The sequence below is a fragment of the Muricoccus radiodurans genome, assembly GCF_050154705.1.
Lineage (GTDB): Bacteria > Pseudomonadota > Alphaproteobacteria > Acetobacterales > Acetobacteraceae > Roseomonas > Roseomonas radiodurans.
Map to the genome: position 1 here is coordinate 2,456,774 of NZ_CP189561.1, position 16,100 is coordinate 2,472,873.

A 16,100-nucleotide genomic window follows, 5' to 3' on the forward strand; every position below is an offset into this window, starting at 1 on the left:
TCCTTCTCTCCCCCGGTGCCGCCCGTCGCACGGGCCAGGCCCCTCACCCTTCCCTGCACGTCACCGCGGCAGCAGCGGCGTGACGCGTGCGACGAGGCTCGCCATCGCCGCCTCCGGCGTCTTCATGCCGAGGACGGCCGCCTCCGCCTCCTCCTTGAACAGGTCGCCGGCGCGGGCCGCCTCGTCGAAGGCCGGCAGCGGCACGCGGGCGACCTGGAGGACGCGCCGCTCCTCCGCGGCATAGGGGACGCTCGCCTGGAAACCGGGATCGTCATAGGTGCTGGCCCGCACCGGCCCGTTGCCGCCGCGCGCCATGGCGAGCGTCGCGGACCGCGCCGACATCGCCTTGATGAAGGCCCAGGAGAGGTCCTTCCGCCTGGCGTTGCGGGGGATCGCCATGCCCCAAAACTCCACCTTGGCGGGCGCGACGGGGAAGCGGTCCGCGATCGTCTGGCTGGCCGGCACCGCGACGGTCTGGATCTTCCCCGGGAAGCGACTGCGCTGCGGGTCGTTGTAGATCTGGTTCCGGCTCATGCCGGTCAGCGCCATGGCGGCGCGGCCCTGCTGCATCCAGGTGTTCACGTCCTCCGTCGCGATGGACGCGAAGTTGCGGGGGAAGGCGCCGGCCTGGAACAGGTCCCGCAGCAGGCGGATGGCGTTCACCATGCCGGGCTGGTCGGCCACGCAGCGGAAGTCCGGGGTGATGAAGTCGCCATCCCAGGCGCGGGCGATGTCGATGACGTTCGGATAGGTCACGCCCGGCAGCACCAGACCGACCACCGGCGTGCTCTCCCGCCGGTACACGCAGCGGCGCGCGACCTCCGCCAGCTCCTCCATCGTGCGGGGCGGTTGGGCGATGCCGCGCTCGGCGAGGATCTCCGCATTGTAGTGCATGCCGGAGGAGGCGTGGCGCACGGGGATGGCGAGTTGCGCGCCGCGGACCTCGAAGCCCTTCATCAGCCCGGGGAAGACATCGTCCGGCGCCTCGATCGGGTCCCGCTCCATGTAGGGCCCCAGTGGCTCGAAGAGCTGCGACGCGCGCGGCACGGCCTGGGTGTTCACGATGAAGCCGACATCCACCGAGCCCTGATCCAGCGAGGCCTCCCGCTGCAGACGGTCCCAGAGCGGCCCGACGTCGAAGGTGGTCCAGGCCACGCGCGCGCCGGTGGCCTGCGTGAAAGGGGCCGTCACGTCGCCGCCCGCGCCGGTGGCCACGGTCTGATGCACCCGGTGGGACATGACGGAGAGCGGGGCCGCCGAGCCCTGGGCCCGCACGGCGGGCGCCGCGAGCGCGGCGCCGGCGAGGGTCAGGGCCCCGCGACGGGTGATCCTGGTCATCTTGTTTCCTCCTTCGTCGTTCCGGGCGCCGCCGCCGGTGCCGCGGGGAAGATCGCGGCGATGGCGTCCTCCGCGGCACCGAAATGCGCGAGCATCGCGCGCTCCGCCGCGTCCGGGTCGCGCGTGGCGAGGGCTTCGAGCACCAGTCGGTGCCGGTCGAAGGTCGCGCGCCAGTTCCGGTGGCTGCGGGAGGCGTGGTCGTTGAAGCGGCGCATCACCTCCTCCACCACCGGGCGGAGGCCGCGGACCTGCAGCCAGACGAGGCCGTTGCCGCTGAGGCGGCCGAGCTGCTCGTGGAAGTCGAGGTCGGCCTGGATCCAGCGGGGGACATCACCGATCGCGGCCTCCATGCGGGCGAGGATCGCGCGCATCGCGTCCAGCCCGGCCGCATCGGCCCGCAGTGCGGCCAGCCGCGCCACCTGGGGCTCGACCATGCGGCGGAGCTCCACCGCCTCGGCCAGGCCCTCCCGCGTGCTGCCGACGGCCAGTCGCCAGAAGCGGGCCAGCGCGCCCGCATCCGGCGCCGCGGAGACGCGGGTGGCCCGCCCCTGCCCCACCTGCAAAGCGCCGAGCGCCGCGAGCTGCCGCAGCGCTTCCCGCACCACCTGCTTGGACACGCCGAAGCGCTCTGCGAGGCGCGATTCCGCGGGCAGCGGATCCCCTGGCCGGAGCCGGCCGTCGAGGATGGCGCTGGAGAGGGACGCGACGACACCGTCCGCCAGCCGCACCGGCAGGACCGGCTCCGCGTCGAAGTCAGGCGCGTCGGTCATGCTGTAAGGGTAAGGCCCACCCCACCACCTTGCAACAGAGCAACTCATCCGATAAGTTGCGCGGAAAGGGAAGGAACGGCCGTGGCGGACCCGCTGCTGATCAGGGAAGTGGTCGCCCACCCGTTGCGCGCGGAACTCCGCACGGCGCAGCGGACGAGCCAGGGCGACTGGCCTGCCTTCGAGATCGTGGTCGTGGAGATCCGGACCGAGAGCGGCCTGACCGGCATCGGCGAGGTGCTCGGGCGGCGCGGCGCCGTCGGCTATGCGCGGCTGATCGAAACCCTTCTCGCCCCCCGGCTGATCGGCCGCAGCGCGCATGACCGGCGCGGCCTGTGGTGCGCCATGCGGGACGCGCTGAGCGGGCGGACCGGCGGCGTGCTGATGGAATGCATCGCCGGCGTGGACATCGCGCTCTGGGACCTCGCGGGGCACGCCGCGGGCCAGCCGGTCTGGCGGCTGCTCGGCGGCATGGGCCGGGCTGGGGTGGACGCCTATGCCTCCTCCATCAACTGGGCGGACGACGCCCGGGTGGAGGCGGAGGTCGCCTTGGCGCGGGCGAAGGGCTTCCGCCAGATCAAGGTGAAGATCGGCGCGCCGGTCGGCGCCTCCATCGCCCGCATCCGGCAGGTCCGGCGGCTGGTGGGGGATGACGTCCTGCTCGGCGTGGACGCGAACTGGGCCTTCGACGCCGACGACGCGCTGCGGGTCGGCAAGGCCCTCGTGGACGAGGGCTACTGGTTCTACGAGGAGCCGCTCCGACCGGGAGACCATGCGGGCTACCGCCGGCTGGCGCAGCACCTGCCCATCCGCCTCGCGGCCGGGGAGAGCGACTTCACCGCCGCGGATTCCGCCGCGCTGGTGGCCGAACACGTGCTCGGCCTCATCCAGCCCGACGTCGCCCGCTCCGGCGGCATCACCGAGGCCTGGCGCATCGCGGAGCACGCGGCCATCCACGGCGTCGCCTATGCCCCGCATGTCGGCTGGTCCGGCTCGGTCTGCGCCGCCGCCAGCCTGCACCTCGCCGCCGCCGCCGAGGCCTTCCGCACCTTCGAGTGCATGGTCTTCGACAACCCGCTGCGCCAGGCGCTGACGACGCCGGTGCTGGGCGACGTGACCGTGCTGGACGCCGCCACCGGGCAGCTCGCCGTCCCCGATGCGCCGGGCCTCGGCATCCGCCTCGACCCCGAGGCGCTGGCGCGACACCGAATCCGGGAGGACCGCCCATGAGCACCGACGCCGACGCGATCCGACGGGCGCTGCAACTCGCCGATCCGCGCCTCTCCCGCTTCGACCCGCTGCCGCGCATCATCTCCTTCGACGACTTCGACGAGGGCTTCTGCGGCTGGACGCAGCTCGTCGGCAATTACGAGCACACGCTGGACGCGATGCTGCCGGGCTATGCCCAGCACACGCAGTCCATGCTCTCCTCCTGCATCGCCTGGGAGTTCGGCTCCCACGGGGCGGCGGACGGCACCTATTCGCTGAAGGTCGCGACGCGGCCGCGCAAGGGCGCGCAGAACGTGACGGTGAAGCGCCTGACCTTCCGCCGCCGCGGCCCGATCCGCTGGGAGTTCTATTTCACCTTCAAGCCCGAGGCGAACGAGCTGCGCCTGTCCGAGACGGATGTCCGCAGCTTCGGCTTCGGCTACGACCTTCAGACGGGGGATGGGGACGGGAACGGCGCGCGCGTCATGCCGCATTTCCGCTTCCTGAACGCGCGGGACGGCGAGCACGTGCAGCGCTGGCAGTTCAAGCCCGAGACGACGCCGATCATCCCCATCGGCAACGAGGGCAAGACGATCAGCCACTACCACCTGGCGCCCGAGGGCTGGGTGGACCTGCCGGGCGGCGAGCAGAAGCTCTGCTACAACGAGATCCCGACGAAGGTGAACTGGCACTACGTCTGCTTCGATTTCGACCTGGAGACGATGCGGGCGACAGGCTTCCGCTGCAACGACCGGGTCTTCGACCTGAGCGCCTACGAGCCCATCCGCATGCCGGCGATGCGGAATCTCTGGTGCATGCTGAACCTGTTCATGTTCGCGGAGACCGACACCGACAAGCGCGCCTTCCTCTACGTCGACTCCGTCTGCCTGTCCGGGGACTTCTGATGCTGCGCCAGAGCCAGAACGCCGTCGTCGCGCGCAACGAGACCTGGTCGGGCGAGTGCGCGACCGAGCCGCACGAGGTCGGCTGGGCCGCGGAGGCGGTGATCTTCGTCCGCGCCCTGGCCGTAGAGGGCGACGTGGGCGACGCGGCGTTCCGCGTGCAGCTCTCTCCGGACGGCATGCGCTGGGTGGACGAGGGGACGACCATCCGCGTCCCCGCCCGCCAGGACGAGACGGGCTGGGCCCGGGTCGCGCATTTCGGCGCCTGGCTGCGGATCACGGCCGTCCTGCCGCCCGGCGTCACGCTGAAGCCGCTGGTCACCTTCTCCCTCAAGGCCTGAGGCGGCGGCGGTGCGGGAGAGCCTCTGGACCCGCCTCGCCCTGCTGGCGCCGGCGCAGGGGATGATCCTGGCGATCATCGTCCTGCCTGCGGCCTATCTCATCTGGCTGTCCTTCCAGGCCTCCTCCTTCGGCGTGAATGCGCGCTTCGTGGGGTGGGAGAACTACCTCCGCGTCGCCTCCGATCCGTATTTCTGGCGGGCGCTGGGGAACACCGCGATCGTCGTGCTGATCGTGGTCCATGCGGAGCTTCTGTTGGGGCTGGGCATGGCGCTGCTCTTCGCCGCCGGCCTGCCCTTCCGGCGCCTGCTGATCGCGATCGTCCTCGCGCCCTACGCGGTGTCGGAGGTGGCGGCGGTGGTGATGTGGCGCTTCCTCTTCGATCCGGAGGTCGGGCACGTCACCTACCTCCTCGGGCTCTTCGGCCTGCCGGGGCTGGAATACGCGGTGACGCCGGCGCACGGGCTGATCCTCGTCTCACTGCTCTCGGTGTGGCTGCACCTGCCCTTCACCTTCATGATTCTCTACGCCGCCCGCCTGGCCCTGCCGGGCGAGGTGTACGAGGCCGCGCGGATCGACGGCGCTTCCCCCTGGCAGACCTTCCGCCGCGTCACCCTGCCGCTGCTGGTGCCGGCGATGCTGCTGGCGATGCTGTTCCGCCTGATCTTCGCCTTCCGCCTGTTCAGTGAGGTGTGGCTGCTGACCGGCGGCGGTCCGGCGCGATCTACGGAGGTCGTGGCGCTCTACCTCTACCTCGAAGCCTTTCGGTACAATTCCTTCGGTGGCGCGGCCGCGACAGGGTGGCTGATGGTCGTCACCTCGTTGCTGCTGGCAGCTCCCTATCTCTGGCGCCTGTCCCGGGCGCAGCGGGCCGATGCGTAGGACCGGTCCCCGGCGCTGGCTGATCGGCGCGCTGAAGGCGCTCGCGGTCGCCGCGATCCTCGTCTGGTCGTTGGCGCCGATCCTGCTGATCGTCTCCTCCTCCCTGAAGCCGGAGCGGGACATCTTCGCCGTGCCGCCCAGCCTGACCTTCCGCCCGACGCTGGAGCACTACGCCGCGCTCTGGGCGCGCTGGCCGGAGTTCTTCCACGCCCTCGGCAATTCCGCCGTGATCGCCGCGCTGGCGACCGTCATCGCCGTCTTCGCCAGCCTGCTGGCGGGCTACGCCTATTCCCGCTTCCCCTCGCGCTGGGTAAACGCCTCGGGCTCTCTGCTGATCGTGGTGCGGCTCATCCCGCCGATCGTGCTGACCCTGCCGCTCTTCCCCGCGGCCAACGCGCTGGGGTTCCAGGACACGCACCTCTTCCTGGCGGTGCTCTACGCCACCTTCTTCGTCTCCCTCGGCGCCTTCGTCATGCGCGGCTTCATCGACCAGATACCCAGGGAGATGGACGAGGCCGCGGCGGTGGACGGGGCCGGGCGGTTCCGCACGCTGTTCCGCATCGTCATGCCGCTGGCGGCGCAGGGGATGATGGCGGTGGCCGTCTTCGTGGCCGTCTATGCCTGGAACGAGTTCCTCTTCGCCTTCGTGTTCACCTCCACCCGCGCCAAGACGGCGCCGCTGGTGCTGGCCGAGGTGATCGGCAACTTCGACGGGGTGGAATGGGGCGTGCTCTTCGCCGCGGCGACGGTGCAGTTGCTGCCCGTGCTGCTCTTCGTCTGGCTGACCCAGAAGTTCCTCGTCGCCGGCCTGACCGCCGGGGCCACCAAGGGATAGCGGAGGAAACAACCATGCGCCTGACACGCCGCGCCGCGCTCGCCGCCGGCCTCGCGACCCTCGCCGCCCCGTCGCTGCGCGCCCAGGGGCGACGGCTCGACATCCTCTCCCACCGCGTCCACCAGGGCGTGCTGACCGGGGGCGCGGCGGGCGACCTGACCGAAGCCTGGCGCCGGGCCAACGGCGCGGAGATCGCCTGGACCACCGCCGACATCGGCCCCTTGCAGGACCGGCTGCTGCGGGAGGCCAGCCTGCCCTCCACCGATTTCGGGGTCGGCTACCTTCTGAACAGCCGCGCCACGGCGGACACGGCGCGGCTCCTGGAGCCCCTGGACCCGCTGATGGCGGCGGAGCCGGTCGCGAACTTCGAGGACATCGCCCCCGGCCTGCGGGATGCCATGCGGCTCGGCGGCGCGACGGTCGCCATCCCCGTCCGCCAGGGGTGCAACGGACTCTTCTACAACGCCGCCATGCTGGAGGAGCGCGGCGTGGCACCGCCTCGCAGCTTCGAGGAGTTCCTGGAAGCCTGCCGCCGCCTCACCTACCGCCCGTCCGGGGGCGCGCCGGTGGTGGGGCTGGTGATGACGGCGGCGCTCGCGGCCTATCCCGTGATGTTCGCCCGCGCCTTCGGCGGCGACTTCATCACGGCGGACTTCCGGGTCATCCCCGACGCCGCGGCGATGACGAAGGCGATCGCCGCCATCCGCGGCCTCTTCGAGGCCGGGGCCCTGCCCCGCTCCTACGCCACCACCACGAACGAGGACCAGGTGACCTGGCTCCAGCAGGGCCGCGCCGCCTTCGCCATCCTGCCCTTCGCCCGCCATGCGCAGCTCAACCGGGCGGACGGGTCCCGCTTCCCCGGCCGGATCATGGTGACGGAGATGCCCGTCTCCGCCTCTGCCCCGGCGGGCACGCAGATGGCGTCGGTGGTGGAGTTCTGGTCCATGTGCATTCCGCGGAATGCGCGGGACAAGCGCCTCGCCTGGTCCTTCATCCGGGAGATGTCCTCGCCGGCGGTGACGCTCGGCTCCGCGCGGAACGGCAACGGGCCGGTACGCGTCTCGACCTATTCCGATCCGGCCTTCGTCGCGGACAACCCGAATGCCGCGACCGAGGCGGCCGCCCTGTCCCGCGCCCGCATCCCCTTTCCCGCCTTCCCCGAGGCGAGCCGCGCCGAGGCGATCTTCGTGGAGGAGGTGCAGGCCGCCGTGCTCGGCCGCAAGGCGCCGGAGGCGGCGGTGACGGACACGATCGCCCGGGTGCGCCCGCTGCTGCCGGCGTGACGCCGACGCTGCGCCTGGAGGGCCGCCGCGCGCTCGTCACGGGGGCCCGGCGCGGGCTGGGGCGGGCCATCGCGGCGGCGCTGGTGCAGGCGGGCGCCGCGGTCGCCATCTCGCATGAAGGGATGCATGATCAGGCGGAAGCGGCCGCCACGGCAGCCGCCATCGGCGCGACGGCCGCGATCCCCGCCGATCTGGCGGACCCGGCCGCGCCTGCGGGGCTGGTTCGGGCGGCATCGGATCGCCTCGGCGGTCCGCTCGGTATCCTGGTCTGCAACGCCGCCTATGAACGGCGGACGGCGCTGGCGGACATCACGGCGGAGGAAGCGGACCTCCACTGGGCCGTGAACGTGCGCGGCAGCCTGGAACTGATCCGCGCCGCGCTGCCCGGCATGCGCGCGCTGGGCGGCGGGCGGATCATCCTGCTCGGCAGCGTGCAGCAGCACCGTCCCAACCCGAACCAGATCTCCTACGCGGCCAGCAAGGCGGCCATCGCCAACATGGGCCGCAACCTCGCGCGACAGCTGGCGGCGGAGGGGATCACGGTGAACATCCTCCTCCCCGGCGCGATCGAGACCGAGGGGAATGCCGCGGCCCTGGCCGATCCGGCCTATCGCGCGGTCGTGGAGGCCCGCATCCCCGCCGGCCGCCTGGGCCGGCCGGAGGACGTGGCCGGCCCGGCCCTCTTCCTGTGCTCCGACGCCGCCGCCTATGTCACCGGCGCGGAACTGGTCGTGGACGGGGGCCTGTCCGCCTGACCGCGGGGTCCGGGGTTGGAAGCACTCCTGCCAACGCCCTCTCGGGAGGCCAGGATCAGCCCGCCTGGGCCAAGGGGTGATGCGCCTCGACGAGCTGGCGCAGCCGCTCCTCCAGCACCTGGGTGTAGATCTGCGTTGTCGCGATGTCCGCGTGCCCCAGCAGAACCTGCAGGCTCCGCAAATCCGCTCCCCGCCCCAGCAGGTGGGAGGCGAAGGAGTGCCGCAGCACGTGCGGCGAGACGCGCGACGGATCCAGTCCGGCGCCCAGCGCCGCCTCGTGCAGCAGGTTGTTCAGGGTCTGGCGCGTCAGGTGCCCCGAGGACCCGTGGGAGGGGAAGAGCCAGCGAGAGGGATGACCTTTCGCCTTTGACTTGGGGTCCGCTTCCCGCGCCGCCAGCCCGGCCTCCCGCGCGCGGGCGGAGATGGGGACCAGCCGCTCCTTCCCACCCTTGCCTTTCACCACCACCAGCGGCGCGTCCTCCCGCAGGGCGGTGGCGGGCAGGGCCACGAGCTCGCTCGCCCGCAGGCCGGAGCAGTAGAGGAGTTCGCAGACAGCCCCCGCCAGCCGCCCTTTCTTGCCCGGCAGGCGAAAGGCGGCCTCGATCAGGGCGGTGACCTCGGACTCCCGCAGGGGGCGGGGGAGCAGGCCGGGCTTCTTCGGGCTGTCCAGCGCCTCGGTCGGGTCGTCCGTCCGCACCCCCTCCCGTGCCAGGAAACGGTGGAACTGCCGCAGGGCAGAGAGCCGCCGCGCGGCCGTTCTGGGGGACAGCCCGGCATCGGTCAGGCCCGAGAGGTAGCGACGCAGCGTCTCCGCGCTCATCGCCTCCGGTGCCTCCCGCGCCTGGCGGGCGGCGTAGCCGGTCACGTCCTCCAGGTCGGCCCGATAGGCGGCGAGCGTGTTGCGGGCGGCCCCGCGCTCGGCCGCCAACATCTCCAGAAAGGCTTCCAGATGGCGGTTCACGCCGTGGCCGGGGCGGTCAGCGGGTCCCGAAGCGCTCGTTCGGCAGGGTCCGCTCCACTGCCTGCGGCGTGACCCCGGGCGGGAAGGCGCCGATCGCCAGCAGGCCCAGGACCAGGATCCCGATCAGCAGCAAGACCAGCAGCAGGAACGGGCGTCGGACCATGCGCGCGTGCGGCTCCTTGTCGGGGATGGGCGGGAGGGACGGGCCGCGGGGCAGCCCCCTGCGGGACGCGGCGGGCCTGTGCTAGCCTTGGGCGTCGTGTCACGCAACCTCGCCGAACCCCTTGTTTCAGACCCAGGCCACCCGGAGGCCCCGACCTGGCAGGCGCCTCGCGCGCCGGCCCATGCGGTGGTGCTCGTGGGGATGCCCGGGGCCGGCAAGTCCGCAATCGGAAAGCGGCTGGCCGTCCGGCTCGGCCTGCCCTTCCTGGACGCCGACACGGAGATCGAGAACGCCGCCGGCCTGACCATCGCCGAGATCTTCGCCCGCTACGGGGAGGCCCATTTCCGGGACGGCGAGCGCCGGGTCATCTCCCGCATCGTCGCCGGGCCGCCGGTGGTGCTGGCCACGGGCGGCGGGGCTTATGCGGATGCCAGGACGCGCCAGATCCTGCGGGAATCCGGGGCGGTGACGATCTGGCTGCGGGCCGACATCCCCGTGCTGAAGCGCCGGATCGTCGGGCGCAGCAACCGCCCGCTCTTCATCGGCCGCGACCCCGACCAGGTGCTGCAGGACCTGATGCAGCGCCGCTACCCCTTCTACGCCGAGGCGGACCTGACGCTGGACTGCTTCGACGACACGCCGGAGATCACGACCAGCCGGGCGGAGCGGGCGCTCATCGGCTGGCAGCGCCCCGCCCGCCTGCCGGTGGCCCTGTCCGAGCGCGCCTATGAGGTGGTGGTGGGCTGCGGCCTGCTCTCCCGCGCGGGGGGGCTGCTCTCCCCGCACCTGCCGGCCCGGCGGGTGGCCATCGTGTCGGACGCCTCGGTCGCGCCCCTGCACCTGCCCGCCCTCCGCACCGGCCTCGACGACGCTCATTTCGAGGTTCGCGCCACGGTCGAGGTCCCGCCGGGCGAGGGCTCCAAGCGCATGGCGATGCTGGAGGAAGTGCTGGAGCGGCTCCTCTCCGCCGGGGTGGACCGCAGCACGACGGTGATCGCGCTGGGCGGCGGGGTGGTGGGCGACCTGGCCGGCTTCGCCGCCGCCGTGGCGCTGCGCGGCCTGCCCTTCGTGCAGGTCCCGACCACCCTCCTGGCCCAGGTGGACAGCAGCGTGGGCGGCAAGACCGGCGTGAACCTGAGCGCCGGGAAGAACCTCGCCGGCGCCTTCCACCAGCCGCGCATCGTGCTGGCGGACACCGACACCCTCGCCACCCTGCCCCCGCGGGAGCTGCGCGCCGGCTGGGGCGAGGTGGCGAAGCACGGGCTGCTCCAGGGCCCGCTCTGGGAGTGGTGCGAGGCGAACGGCCCCGCCGCCATGGCCGGGGACCGGGACGCGCTGCGCCACGCCGTGCTGGAATCCTGCCGCCTGAAGGCCGGCGTCGTCGTGGCGGATGAGCGGGAGGAGCAGAAGGAGGGCGGCCGCGCCCTGCTGAACCTCGGCCACACCTTCGCCCACGCCCTGGAGGCGGAGTGCGGCTATGACGGCACCCTGCTGCACGGGGAGGCGGTGGCGGTCGGCCTCGGCCTCGCCGCCGCCCTCTCCGCGCGCCTCGGCCATTGTTCCCAGGAATGGCCGGGTCGGGTCATGGAGCATCTCGCCGCCACCGGCCTGCCCGCGCGCGTGAAGGACTTGCCGCGCCGCTTCTCGGCCGAGGCGCTGATCGGCCGGATGCGCAAGGACAAGAAGGTGCGGGACGGCGCCATGCGCTTCGTGCTGCTGCGCAACGCCGGCGACGTCTTCACCACCGCCGACGTGCCGCCGGACGCCGTCCTGTCCCTGCTGCGCGACGAGGGCGCGGCGGCCTGACCGGGGCCGCCCGCCCCGGGGCCTAACCCCGCGCGATCCGCACCTGCACGCGTCGGTTCCGCTGCCGCCCCTCCGGGTCGTCGCGGCCGTCGGAATGGGCGTTGGGCGCGACCGGCCGGGCTTCCCCGAAGCCGAGGGCGGTCATGCGGGCGCCGGCCACGCCGCGCGCGGCCAGCCAGGCCCGCACCGCCCCGGCGCGCCGCTCGGACAGGCGCTGGTTGTAGGCATCGCTGCCCACCGAATCCGTGTGGCCCTCGATCCGCACGCGCCCGCCCCCGGGCTGGGCCGCGATGATCCGGCGCAGCCGCTCCAGGCTCCCGGCCGCGTCGGGGCGGATCTCGTGCCGATCGAAATCGAAGAGGATGTCGGCCGGGAGGTCCACGACGATCTCCTGGCCCTCCTCCCGGGCGCCGAGGGCCGCCATCGCGGCCTCCAGCTCCGTGACCCGGCCGCTCAGCCCTTCCCAGCCGCCCTGGGCGGGCTCGATGGCGGGCGCCGGCGGGAGGGGACCGGCACCGCCCGCCAGCAGCGCGGCGAGCGAGGCGATCGGGACCAGCGCCCTCATGGCTGGATCGGCACGTCCATGATCGGCGGGAAGCCGCGGAGGTAGAGGTTCACCCGGGTCACGTTCGGCGGCGGCTCGGGGAACTGGACGAAGAGCTCGCGCTGGCCGCCCGCGGGCACGCCGCTGGCCGCCATGTCGGTGGCGAGGACGGCGCCGCTCGGCGCCTTCATCACCCCCGCCCGGCGCTGGGTTGTCGGGTCCACGATGGATGCCTCGGACAGTGCGAGGTGCATCGCCACCGAGTTGGCGTTCACCCCGCCCTCATTCAGCATCCGCACGCGCAGCATCAGCGTCCGGGCCTCCCGGGTCAGCGACAGCACCTCCGCCGTCACCTGGGTCCGGCCATTGTTGCCGGGGCCGACGATGCTCGCCGTCGCGCGCAGCGGCGTGCCCGGCGCGGGGGCGGGCGCTGCGGACGGCGCACCGCCGCCGGGGACGGCCGTGCCGGGCGGGAAGACGAGCACCGTCGTGCCACCCGGCGTGACATGAGTCTGCTGCGCGGCCGCCGGTCCGGCGATCGCCGCGGCCAGGGCCAGCAGAGTGAGGAATGGTCGCATCCTCGTCGCTCCATCGTGGTGGAGGCGCCTATGTCTGCCCGTGATGCGACGCCTTGCAGGGCCGGCGGCTGTGCCGGGATTGCTATTCGGCCCCCGCCCGCTTCGGCGCGCGCCGCCCCGGACGCAGGATGGGCGTTGGCGTCAGGGACAGATCGGCGCCCTGCGCCGGGGCGAGAGGTGGGAATGGAGGGAACGGCGACCGGTCTGGATTACGAGCGCGAGACCGTCCACATGGACCGCCTGCCCGAGCCGGAGCGCCGGCGGCAGGCCGCGCGCTTCGATAGCCGCCTGCGCGTCTATCACTACGAGACCGGCCGCGAGACGGTGGCGCCGCACGGGGGCCCGCTGACGATCAAGACGGTGTTCCGCGGCACGGAGCGATTCGCCTTCGGCGGACGGCGCCTCGTGGTGCGCCCCGGCCAGGTGCTGCTCGTCCCGCACGGCCTCGTGTACGGGAGCGAGATCGCGGAGCCGACCGAGACCTTCTCCGCCTACTACCCGGCGCCGCTGCGGCAGGACCTGCTGCAGGAGCCCGGCGCCGACCCCGAGCCCGCGAGGCCCGCGCGGACGGCCTCCCTCCCCCTCGCCCCGCTGCGCGCCGGGCCCGAGGCAATCCGGGCCCTCGCCGCATCGCGCACCGCCCTGGCGGAGGGCGAGATGGCGCGAGCGGAGGAGTGCCTGATCGAGGCCGCCCGCCACGTCGTCGCCCGCGTCGCCGGCCTGCTCCCCGCCCTGGACGGCCTTCCCGCCGCGAGCCCCGCCGTGCGGGAGGAACTGCTGCGCCGGGTCCTGCGCGCCCGCGAGCACATCGACGACGACCTCTCGCGCGAAGCCGGGCTGGGGGAGCTCTCCGCCGTCGCCTGCCTGTCCCGCTTCCATCTGCTGCGGAGCTTCCGCGCCGCCTTCGGTGAAACGCCGGCCGCCTACCGGATGCGGCGCCGGCTGGAGGTCGCGCGGGACCTTCTGCGCCAGACCGACCGGCCGGTGAATCTCGTCGGACAGTCGCTGGGCTTCGCGAGCCACACCGCCTTCACCCGCCGCTTCCGGCTCGCCTTCGGCGTCACGCCCTCGGCGCTGCGCCGGAGGGCAATCTAGGACCGACCGATCGGTCGCCCTGGCCGCGCGGCCGCGCAGCGCCTATGTTGCGCTGCATCATGCCTCTGTCGCCCCCCGCCGAGCGCGAAGACCTGCACCACCGCGACCTGATCATGCGGGGCTACCGGCGCAAGGACGGCCTCTTCGACATCGAGGGGCACCTGACCGACACGAAGACCTATCCTTTCGGCAACCAGGATCGCGGCACGATCCAGCCGGGCGAGGCGCTGCACGGCATGTGGCTGCGCCTGACGGTGGACGAGGATCTGATGATCCATGGCTGCGAGGCGGTCACGGATTTCTCGCCCTACGCGATCTGCCCGGGCGCTGCGCCGAACTTCGCGGCCCTGGCCGGCATCCGCATCGGGCCCGGCTTCACCCGCGCCGTGAAGGAGCGCGTTGGCGGAACCGCCGGCTGCACCCATCTGCGGGAGATGCTGGGGCAGATGGCGACCGTCGCGTTCCAGACGGTCTATTCCGTCCGTGCCCGGCGCGAGAAGAACGACGAGGAGGCCCGCCGGGCCGCCCGCAACCGGATGATCGGAACCTGCTACGCCTACGCGCCCGATAGCCCCGTGGTGCTGGACCGCTGGGGCCGGGAGCCCGTCTGAGACGGCGGGATCACCCCTCCCCCGGCGCCCGCAACTCGAGCGCGAGCGCGTGCAGCCCGGTGCCGAATTCCGCGCCCAGCGCCGCGTGAACCGCGCGGGAGCGGGCCAGCCGCGTCATGCCCGCGAAACCCGGCGCCACCATGCGCACGGTGTAGTGCGTCTCTCCGCCCGGGCGGGCGCCAGCGTGGCCGGCGTGCTGGGCGCTGTCGTCGCGCACCTCCACCTCCGCGCCCGGGAAGGCATGGGAGAGGGTGAGGCGGATGCGGCTGGCGCGGTCAGGAGTCTGGCTCATGAGTCAAGCGTTTTCCATGCCTTGGGCACGGGTGTGAAGCGTCGTTTAGCGCCTTGCCCGCACGCCCCGGGGCGCTCATAAGGTCCCCATCATGGCCCGACGCGGCACACCGCCCCTCCGATCCTCCTCCGTTCCCGGTTCTTCCGCCAAGCTCTGCGACGCGCCGGGCTGCGAGGCGCCGGGCGAGTTCCGTGCACCCCGGGATCGTTCCCGCCTGCGGGACTACTATCACTTCTGCCTCGAGCACGTCCGGGCCTACAATCAGGCCTGGGACTTCTACCGCGGCATGTCGCCCGAGGAGATCGAGCAGAACCTGCGCGAGGATTCCGGCTGGCAGCGCCCGACCTGGCCGCTCGGCCGCCTGGGGCAGGCCGCGCCCTTCGGGCCGGACACGATCCGCGACCCGCTGGGCCTCTTCGCCGACACGAAGCCGACGCCGAAGAAGACCGCCAAGGAAGCTCCGCCGGAACTGCGCGCGGCGCTGGACGTTCTGGGACTGGGCTGGCCGATCGACGAGGACGGGCTGCGCGCCCGTTACAAGGACCTCGCCAAGCGCTACCACCCCGACGTGAACGGCGGCGACAAGTCGGCGGAAGAGCGGCTGAAGGACATCAACCGCGCCTACAGCCTCATCCGCAAGCGGCTGGCCACCCTTCAACCCAGCCAGGCCGCCTGACGCCCCGCGCGCGGCCGAGATCGAGTGACGGAACCGGACCCCTCATGAACCCTCCCGCGAACAAGGTCGCCAACCTCGCCGATAGCCGCCCGACCAGCGCCATCGACGTCCCCGACGTGCAGGTGAACGTGCGCGAGGTCTTCGGGATCGAGACCGACATGGTCGTGCCCGGCTACTCCCATCGCACGGAGCACGTGCCGGAGGTCGACAGCGCCTACCGCTTCGACCGCGACACGACGCTGGCCATCCTGGCGGGCTTCGCCTTCAACCGCCGCGTCATGGTCCAGGGCTATCACGGCACCGGCAAGTCCACGCATATCGAGCAGGTGGCGGCGCGGCTGAACTGGCCCTGCCTGCGCGTGAACCTGGACAGCCACATCTCCCGCATCGACCTCGTCGGCAAGGACGCGATCGTGCTGAAGGACGGCAAGCAGGTGACGGAGTTCAAGGAAGGCATCCTTCCCTGGGCCCTGCAGCACCCCTGCGCCATGGTGTTCGACGAGTACGACGCCGGCCGCCCGGACGTGATGTTCGTCATCCAGCGCGTGCTGGAGGTCGAGGGCAAGCTCACCCTGCTCGACCAGAACCGCGTCATCCGCCCGCACCCGGCCTTCCGCCTCTTCTCCACCGCCAACACGGTGGGCCTGGGCGACACGACCGGCCTCTATCACGGCACGCAGCAGATCAACCAGGGTCAGATGGACCGCTGGAACATCGTCGCGACGCTCAACTACCTGCCGCACCAGCAAGAGACGAGCATCGTCATGGCGAAGCTGAACATCGCCGAGAACGACACGAAGGGCCGCAAGCAGGTGGAGGCGATGGTCGCCCTGGCCGACCTGACCCGCGCCGGCTTCATCGCGGGCGACATCTCCACCGTCATGTCGCCGCGCACCGTCATCACCTGGGCGGAGAACGCGAAGATCTTCGGCGACGTCGGCTTCGCCTTCCGCCTGACCTTCCTGAACAAGTGCGACGAGGCCGAGCGCAGCACGGTGGCCGAGTACTACCAGCGCTGCTTCAACGAGGAGATCCCGACGGGTCTCTACGTCAAGCGGTAGCCC

The 16,100-nt window shown here is 72.4% G+C and carries 19 protein-coding genes; 12 read left to right on the plus strand and 7 right to left on the minus strand.

The window, feature by feature from the left end; translation table 11 throughout:
- Positions 1-60: 60 nt before the first annotated feature.
- Positions 61-1,338, minus strand: a complete 1,278-nt coding sequence (locus ACP6CK_RS12045; protein ID WP_426959191.1) for an ABC transporter substrate-binding protein — start codon at positions 1,336-1,338, stop codon at positions 61-63.
- Positions 1,335-2,108 carry a FadR/GntR family transcriptional regulator gene (locus tag ACP6CK_RS12050; RefSeq protein WP_426959192.1) on the minus strand — a complete coding sequence of 258 codons (774 nt, stop codon included), beginning with the start codon at positions 2,106-2,108 and terminating at the stop codon, positions 1,335-1,337. Before ACP6CK_RS12050 ends, ACP6CK_RS12045 begins: the two co-directional genes overlap by 4 nt.
- A gap of 81 nt (positions 2,109-2,189) precedes the next feature.
- Here ACP6CK_RS12050 and ACP6CK_RS12055 point away from each other — a divergent pair, with 81 nt between their 5' ends.
- Genes ACP6CK_RS12055 through ACP6CK_RS12085 form a run of 7 tightly spaced genes read left to right on the plus strand, consistent with a single transcriptional unit; the run spans position 2,190 to position 8,310 of the window.
- Positions 2,190-3,335 (plus strand): mandelate racemase/muconate lactonizing enzyme family protein, encoded by a 1,146-nt coding sequence (locus ACP6CK_RS12055; protein WP_426959193.1) that lies wholly within the window; start codon positions 2,190-2,192, stop codon positions 3,333-3,335.
- The gene (locus ACP6CK_RS12060) at positions 3,332-4,219 is read left to right on the plus strand and encodes a DUF6772 family protein (protein WP_426959194.1); all 888 of its coding nucleotides are present in this window, start codon (positions 3,332-3,334) and stop codon (positions 4,217-4,219) included. The genes ACP6CK_RS12055 and ACP6CK_RS12060 overlap by 4 nt, the downstream gene beginning before the upstream one ends.
- Positions 4,219-4,557, plus strand: coding sequence for a hypothetical protein (locus ACP6CK_RS12065; RefSeq protein ID WP_426959195.1), 339 nt, complete (start codon positions 4,219-4,221; stop codon positions 4,555-4,557). Before ACP6CK_RS12060 ends, ACP6CK_RS12065 begins: the two co-directional genes overlap by 1 nt.
- A 10-nt stretch (positions 4,558-4,567) precedes the next feature.
- Complete coding sequence (locus ACP6CK_RS12070) at positions 4,568-5,437, plus strand: carbohydrate ABC transporter permease (protein WP_426959196.1); 870 nt, start codon at positions 4,568-4,570, stop codon at positions 5,435-5,437.
- A complete protein-coding gene (locus ACP6CK_RS12075) occupies positions 5,430-6,272 on the plus strand; it encodes a carbohydrate ABC transporter permease (RefSeq protein WP_426959197.1) in 843 nt (280 codons plus the stop codon). The genes ACP6CK_RS12070 and ACP6CK_RS12075 overlap by 8 nt, the downstream gene beginning before the upstream one ends.
- A 14-nt stretch (positions 6,273-6,286) precedes the next feature.
- Complete coding sequence (locus ACP6CK_RS12080) at positions 6,287-7,555, plus strand: extracellular solute-binding protein (RefSeq protein WP_426959198.1); 1,269 nt, start codon at positions 6,287-6,289, stop codon at positions 7,553-7,555.
- Positions 7,552-8,310 (plus strand): SDR family NAD(P)-dependent oxidoreductase, encoded by a 759-nt coding sequence (locus ACP6CK_RS12085; RefSeq protein WP_426959199.1) that lies wholly within the window; start codon positions 7,552-7,554, stop codon positions 8,308-8,310. The genes ACP6CK_RS12080 and ACP6CK_RS12085 overlap by 4 nt, the downstream gene beginning before the upstream one ends.
- Before the next feature lie 55 nt (positions 8,311-8,365).
- On the opposite strand, the gene ACP6CK_RS12090 is transcribed toward ACP6CK_RS12085, so the two are convergent.
- Complete coding sequence (locus ACP6CK_RS12090; protein WP_426959200.1) at positions 8,366-9,271, minus strand: tyrosine recombinase; 906 nt, start codon at positions 9,269-9,271, stop codon at positions 8,366-8,368.
- A 16-nt stretch (positions 9,272-9,287) separates the two neighbouring features.
- Positions 9,288-9,434: a hypothetical protein gene (locus ACP6CK_RS12095; protein ID WP_426959201.1), complete on the minus strand. Its 147-nt coding sequence runs from the start codon at positions 9,432-9,434 to the stop codon at positions 9,288-9,290.
- Between the two features lie 189 nt (positions 9,435-9,623).
- On the opposite strand from ACP6CK_RS12095, the gene aroB reads away from it, so the two are divergent.
- Entirely contained in the window at positions 9,624-11,240 is a 1,617-nt protein-coding gene (gene aroB / locus ACP6CK_RS12100; protein ID WP_426959905.1) for a 3-dehydroquinate synthase, read from the plus strand.
- A gap of 22 nt (positions 11,241-11,262) precedes the next feature.
- On the opposite strand, the gene ACP6CK_RS12105 is transcribed toward aroB, so the two are convergent.
- Both ACP6CK_RS12105 and ACP6CK_RS12110 read right to left on the minus strand, forming a co-directional pair.
- Positions 11,263-11,805 (minus strand): OmpA family protein, encoded by a 543-nt coding sequence (locus tag ACP6CK_RS12105; RefSeq protein ID WP_426959202.1) that lies wholly within the window; start codon positions 11,803-11,805, stop codon positions 11,263-11,265.
- Positions 11,802-12,362, minus strand: coding sequence for a hypothetical protein (locus ACP6CK_RS12110; protein WP_426959203.1), 561 nt, complete (start codon positions 12,360-12,362; stop codon positions 11,802-11,804). Before ACP6CK_RS12110 ends, ACP6CK_RS12105 begins: the two co-directional genes overlap by 4 nt.
- Before the next feature lie 183 nt (positions 12,363-12,545).
- Between ACP6CK_RS12110 and ACP6CK_RS12115 the strand changes: the two genes are divergently transcribed.
- Together ACP6CK_RS12115 and ACP6CK_RS12120 are read left to right on the plus strand one after the other, a co-directional pair.
- Positions 12,546-13,457 carry a helix-turn-helix domain-containing protein gene (locus ACP6CK_RS12115; protein WP_426959204.1) on the plus strand — a complete coding sequence of 304 codons (912 nt, stop codon included), beginning with the start codon at positions 12,546-12,548 and terminating at the stop codon, positions 13,455-13,457.
- Positions 13,458-13,516: 59 nt separating this feature from the next.
- Positions 13,517-14,068, plus strand: a complete 552-nt coding sequence (locus tag ACP6CK_RS12120; RefSeq protein WP_426959205.1) for a DUF2889 domain-containing protein — start codon at positions 13,517-13,519, stop codon at positions 14,066-14,068.
- 10 nt (positions 14,069-14,078) lie between these two features.
- Here ACP6CK_RS12120 and ACP6CK_RS12125 read toward each other — a convergent pair whose 3' ends face one another.
- Positions 14,079-14,360, minus strand: a complete 282-nt coding sequence (locus ACP6CK_RS12125; RefSeq protein WP_426959206.1) for a BolA family protein — start codon at positions 14,358-14,360, stop codon at positions 14,079-14,081.
- A 91-nt stretch (positions 14,361-14,451) separates the two neighbouring features.
- Between ACP6CK_RS12125 and ACP6CK_RS12130 the strand changes: the two genes are divergently transcribed.
- Both ACP6CK_RS12130 and cobS read left to right on the plus strand, forming a co-directional pair.
- The gene (locus ACP6CK_RS12130) at positions 14,452-15,036 is read left to right on the plus strand and encodes a J domain-containing protein (RefSeq protein ID WP_426959207.1); all 585 of its coding nucleotides are present in this window, start codon (positions 14,452-14,454) and stop codon (positions 15,034-15,036) included.
- A gap of 44 nt (positions 15,037-15,080) precedes the next feature.
- Positions 15,081-16,097: a cobaltochelatase subunit CobS gene (cobS, locus tag ACP6CK_RS12135; RefSeq protein WP_426959208.1), complete on the plus strand. Its 1,017-nt coding sequence runs from the start codon at positions 15,081-15,083 to the stop codon at positions 16,095-16,097.
- Positions 16,098-16,100: the final 3 nt, after the last annotated feature.

What these genes read in the sequence shown, in the direction of transcription:
- ACP6CK_RS12045 (WP_426959191.1), bottom strand. Translation starts at nt 1,338, where the DNA reads ATGACCAGGATCACCCGTCGCGGGGCCCTGACCCTCGCCGGCGCCGCG.
- ACP6CK_RS12110 (WP_426959203.1), bottom strand. Translation starts at nt 12,362, where the DNA reads ATGCGACCATTCCTCACTCTGCTGGCCCTGGCCGCGGCGATCGCCGGA.
- ACP6CK_RS12065 (WP_426959195.1), top strand. Translation starts at nt 4,219, where the DNA reads ATGCTGCGCCAGAGCCAGAACGCCGTCGTCGCGCGCAACGAGACCTGG.
- ACP6CK_RS12130 (WP_426959207.1), top strand. Translation starts at nt 14,452, where the DNA reads ATGGCCCGACGCGGCACACCGCCCCTCCGATCCTCCTCCGTTCCCGGT.
- ACP6CK_RS12120 (WP_426959205.1), top strand. Translation starts at nt 13,517, where the DNA reads ATGCCTCTGTCGCCCCCCGCCGAGCGCGAAGACCTGCACCACCGCGAC.
- cobS (WP_426959208.1), top strand. Translation starts at nt 15,081, where the DNA reads ATGAACCCTCCCGCGAACAAGGTCGCCAACCTCGCCGATAGCCGCCCG.
- ACP6CK_RS12080 (WP_426959198.1), top strand. Translation starts at nt 6,287, where the DNA reads ATGCGCCTGACACGCCGCGCCGCGCTCGCCGCCGGCCTCGCGACCCTC.
- ACP6CK_RS12105 (WP_426959202.1), bottom strand. Translation starts at nt 11,805, where the DNA reads ATGAGGGCGCTGGTCCCGATCGCCTCGCTCGCCGCGCTGCTGGCGGGC.
- ACP6CK_RS12115 (WP_426959204.1), top strand. Translation starts at nt 12,546, where the DNA reads ATGGAGGGAACGGCGACCGGTCTGGATTACGAGCGCGAGACCGTCCAC.
- ACP6CK_RS12075 (WP_426959197.1), top strand. Translation starts at nt 5,430, where the DNA reads ATGCGTAGGACCGGTCCCCGGCGCTGGCTGATCGGCGCGCTGAAGGCG.
- ACP6CK_RS12050 (WP_426959192.1), bottom strand. Translation starts at nt 2,108, where the DNA reads ATGACCGACGCGCCTGACTTCGACGCGGAGCCGGTCCTGCCGGTGCGG.
- ACP6CK_RS12095 (WP_426959201.1), bottom strand. Translation starts at nt 9,434, where the DNA reads ATGGTCCGACGCCCGTTCCTGCTGCTGGTCTTGCTGCTGATCGGGATC.
- ACP6CK_RS12060 (WP_426959194.1), top strand. Translation starts at nt 3,332, where the DNA reads ATGAGCACCGACGCCGACGCGATCCGACGGGCGCTGCAACTCGCCGAT.
- ACP6CK_RS12125 (WP_426959206.1), bottom strand. Translation starts at nt 14,360, where the DNA reads ATGAGCCAGACTCCTGACCGCGCCAGCCGCATCCGCCTCACCCTCTCC.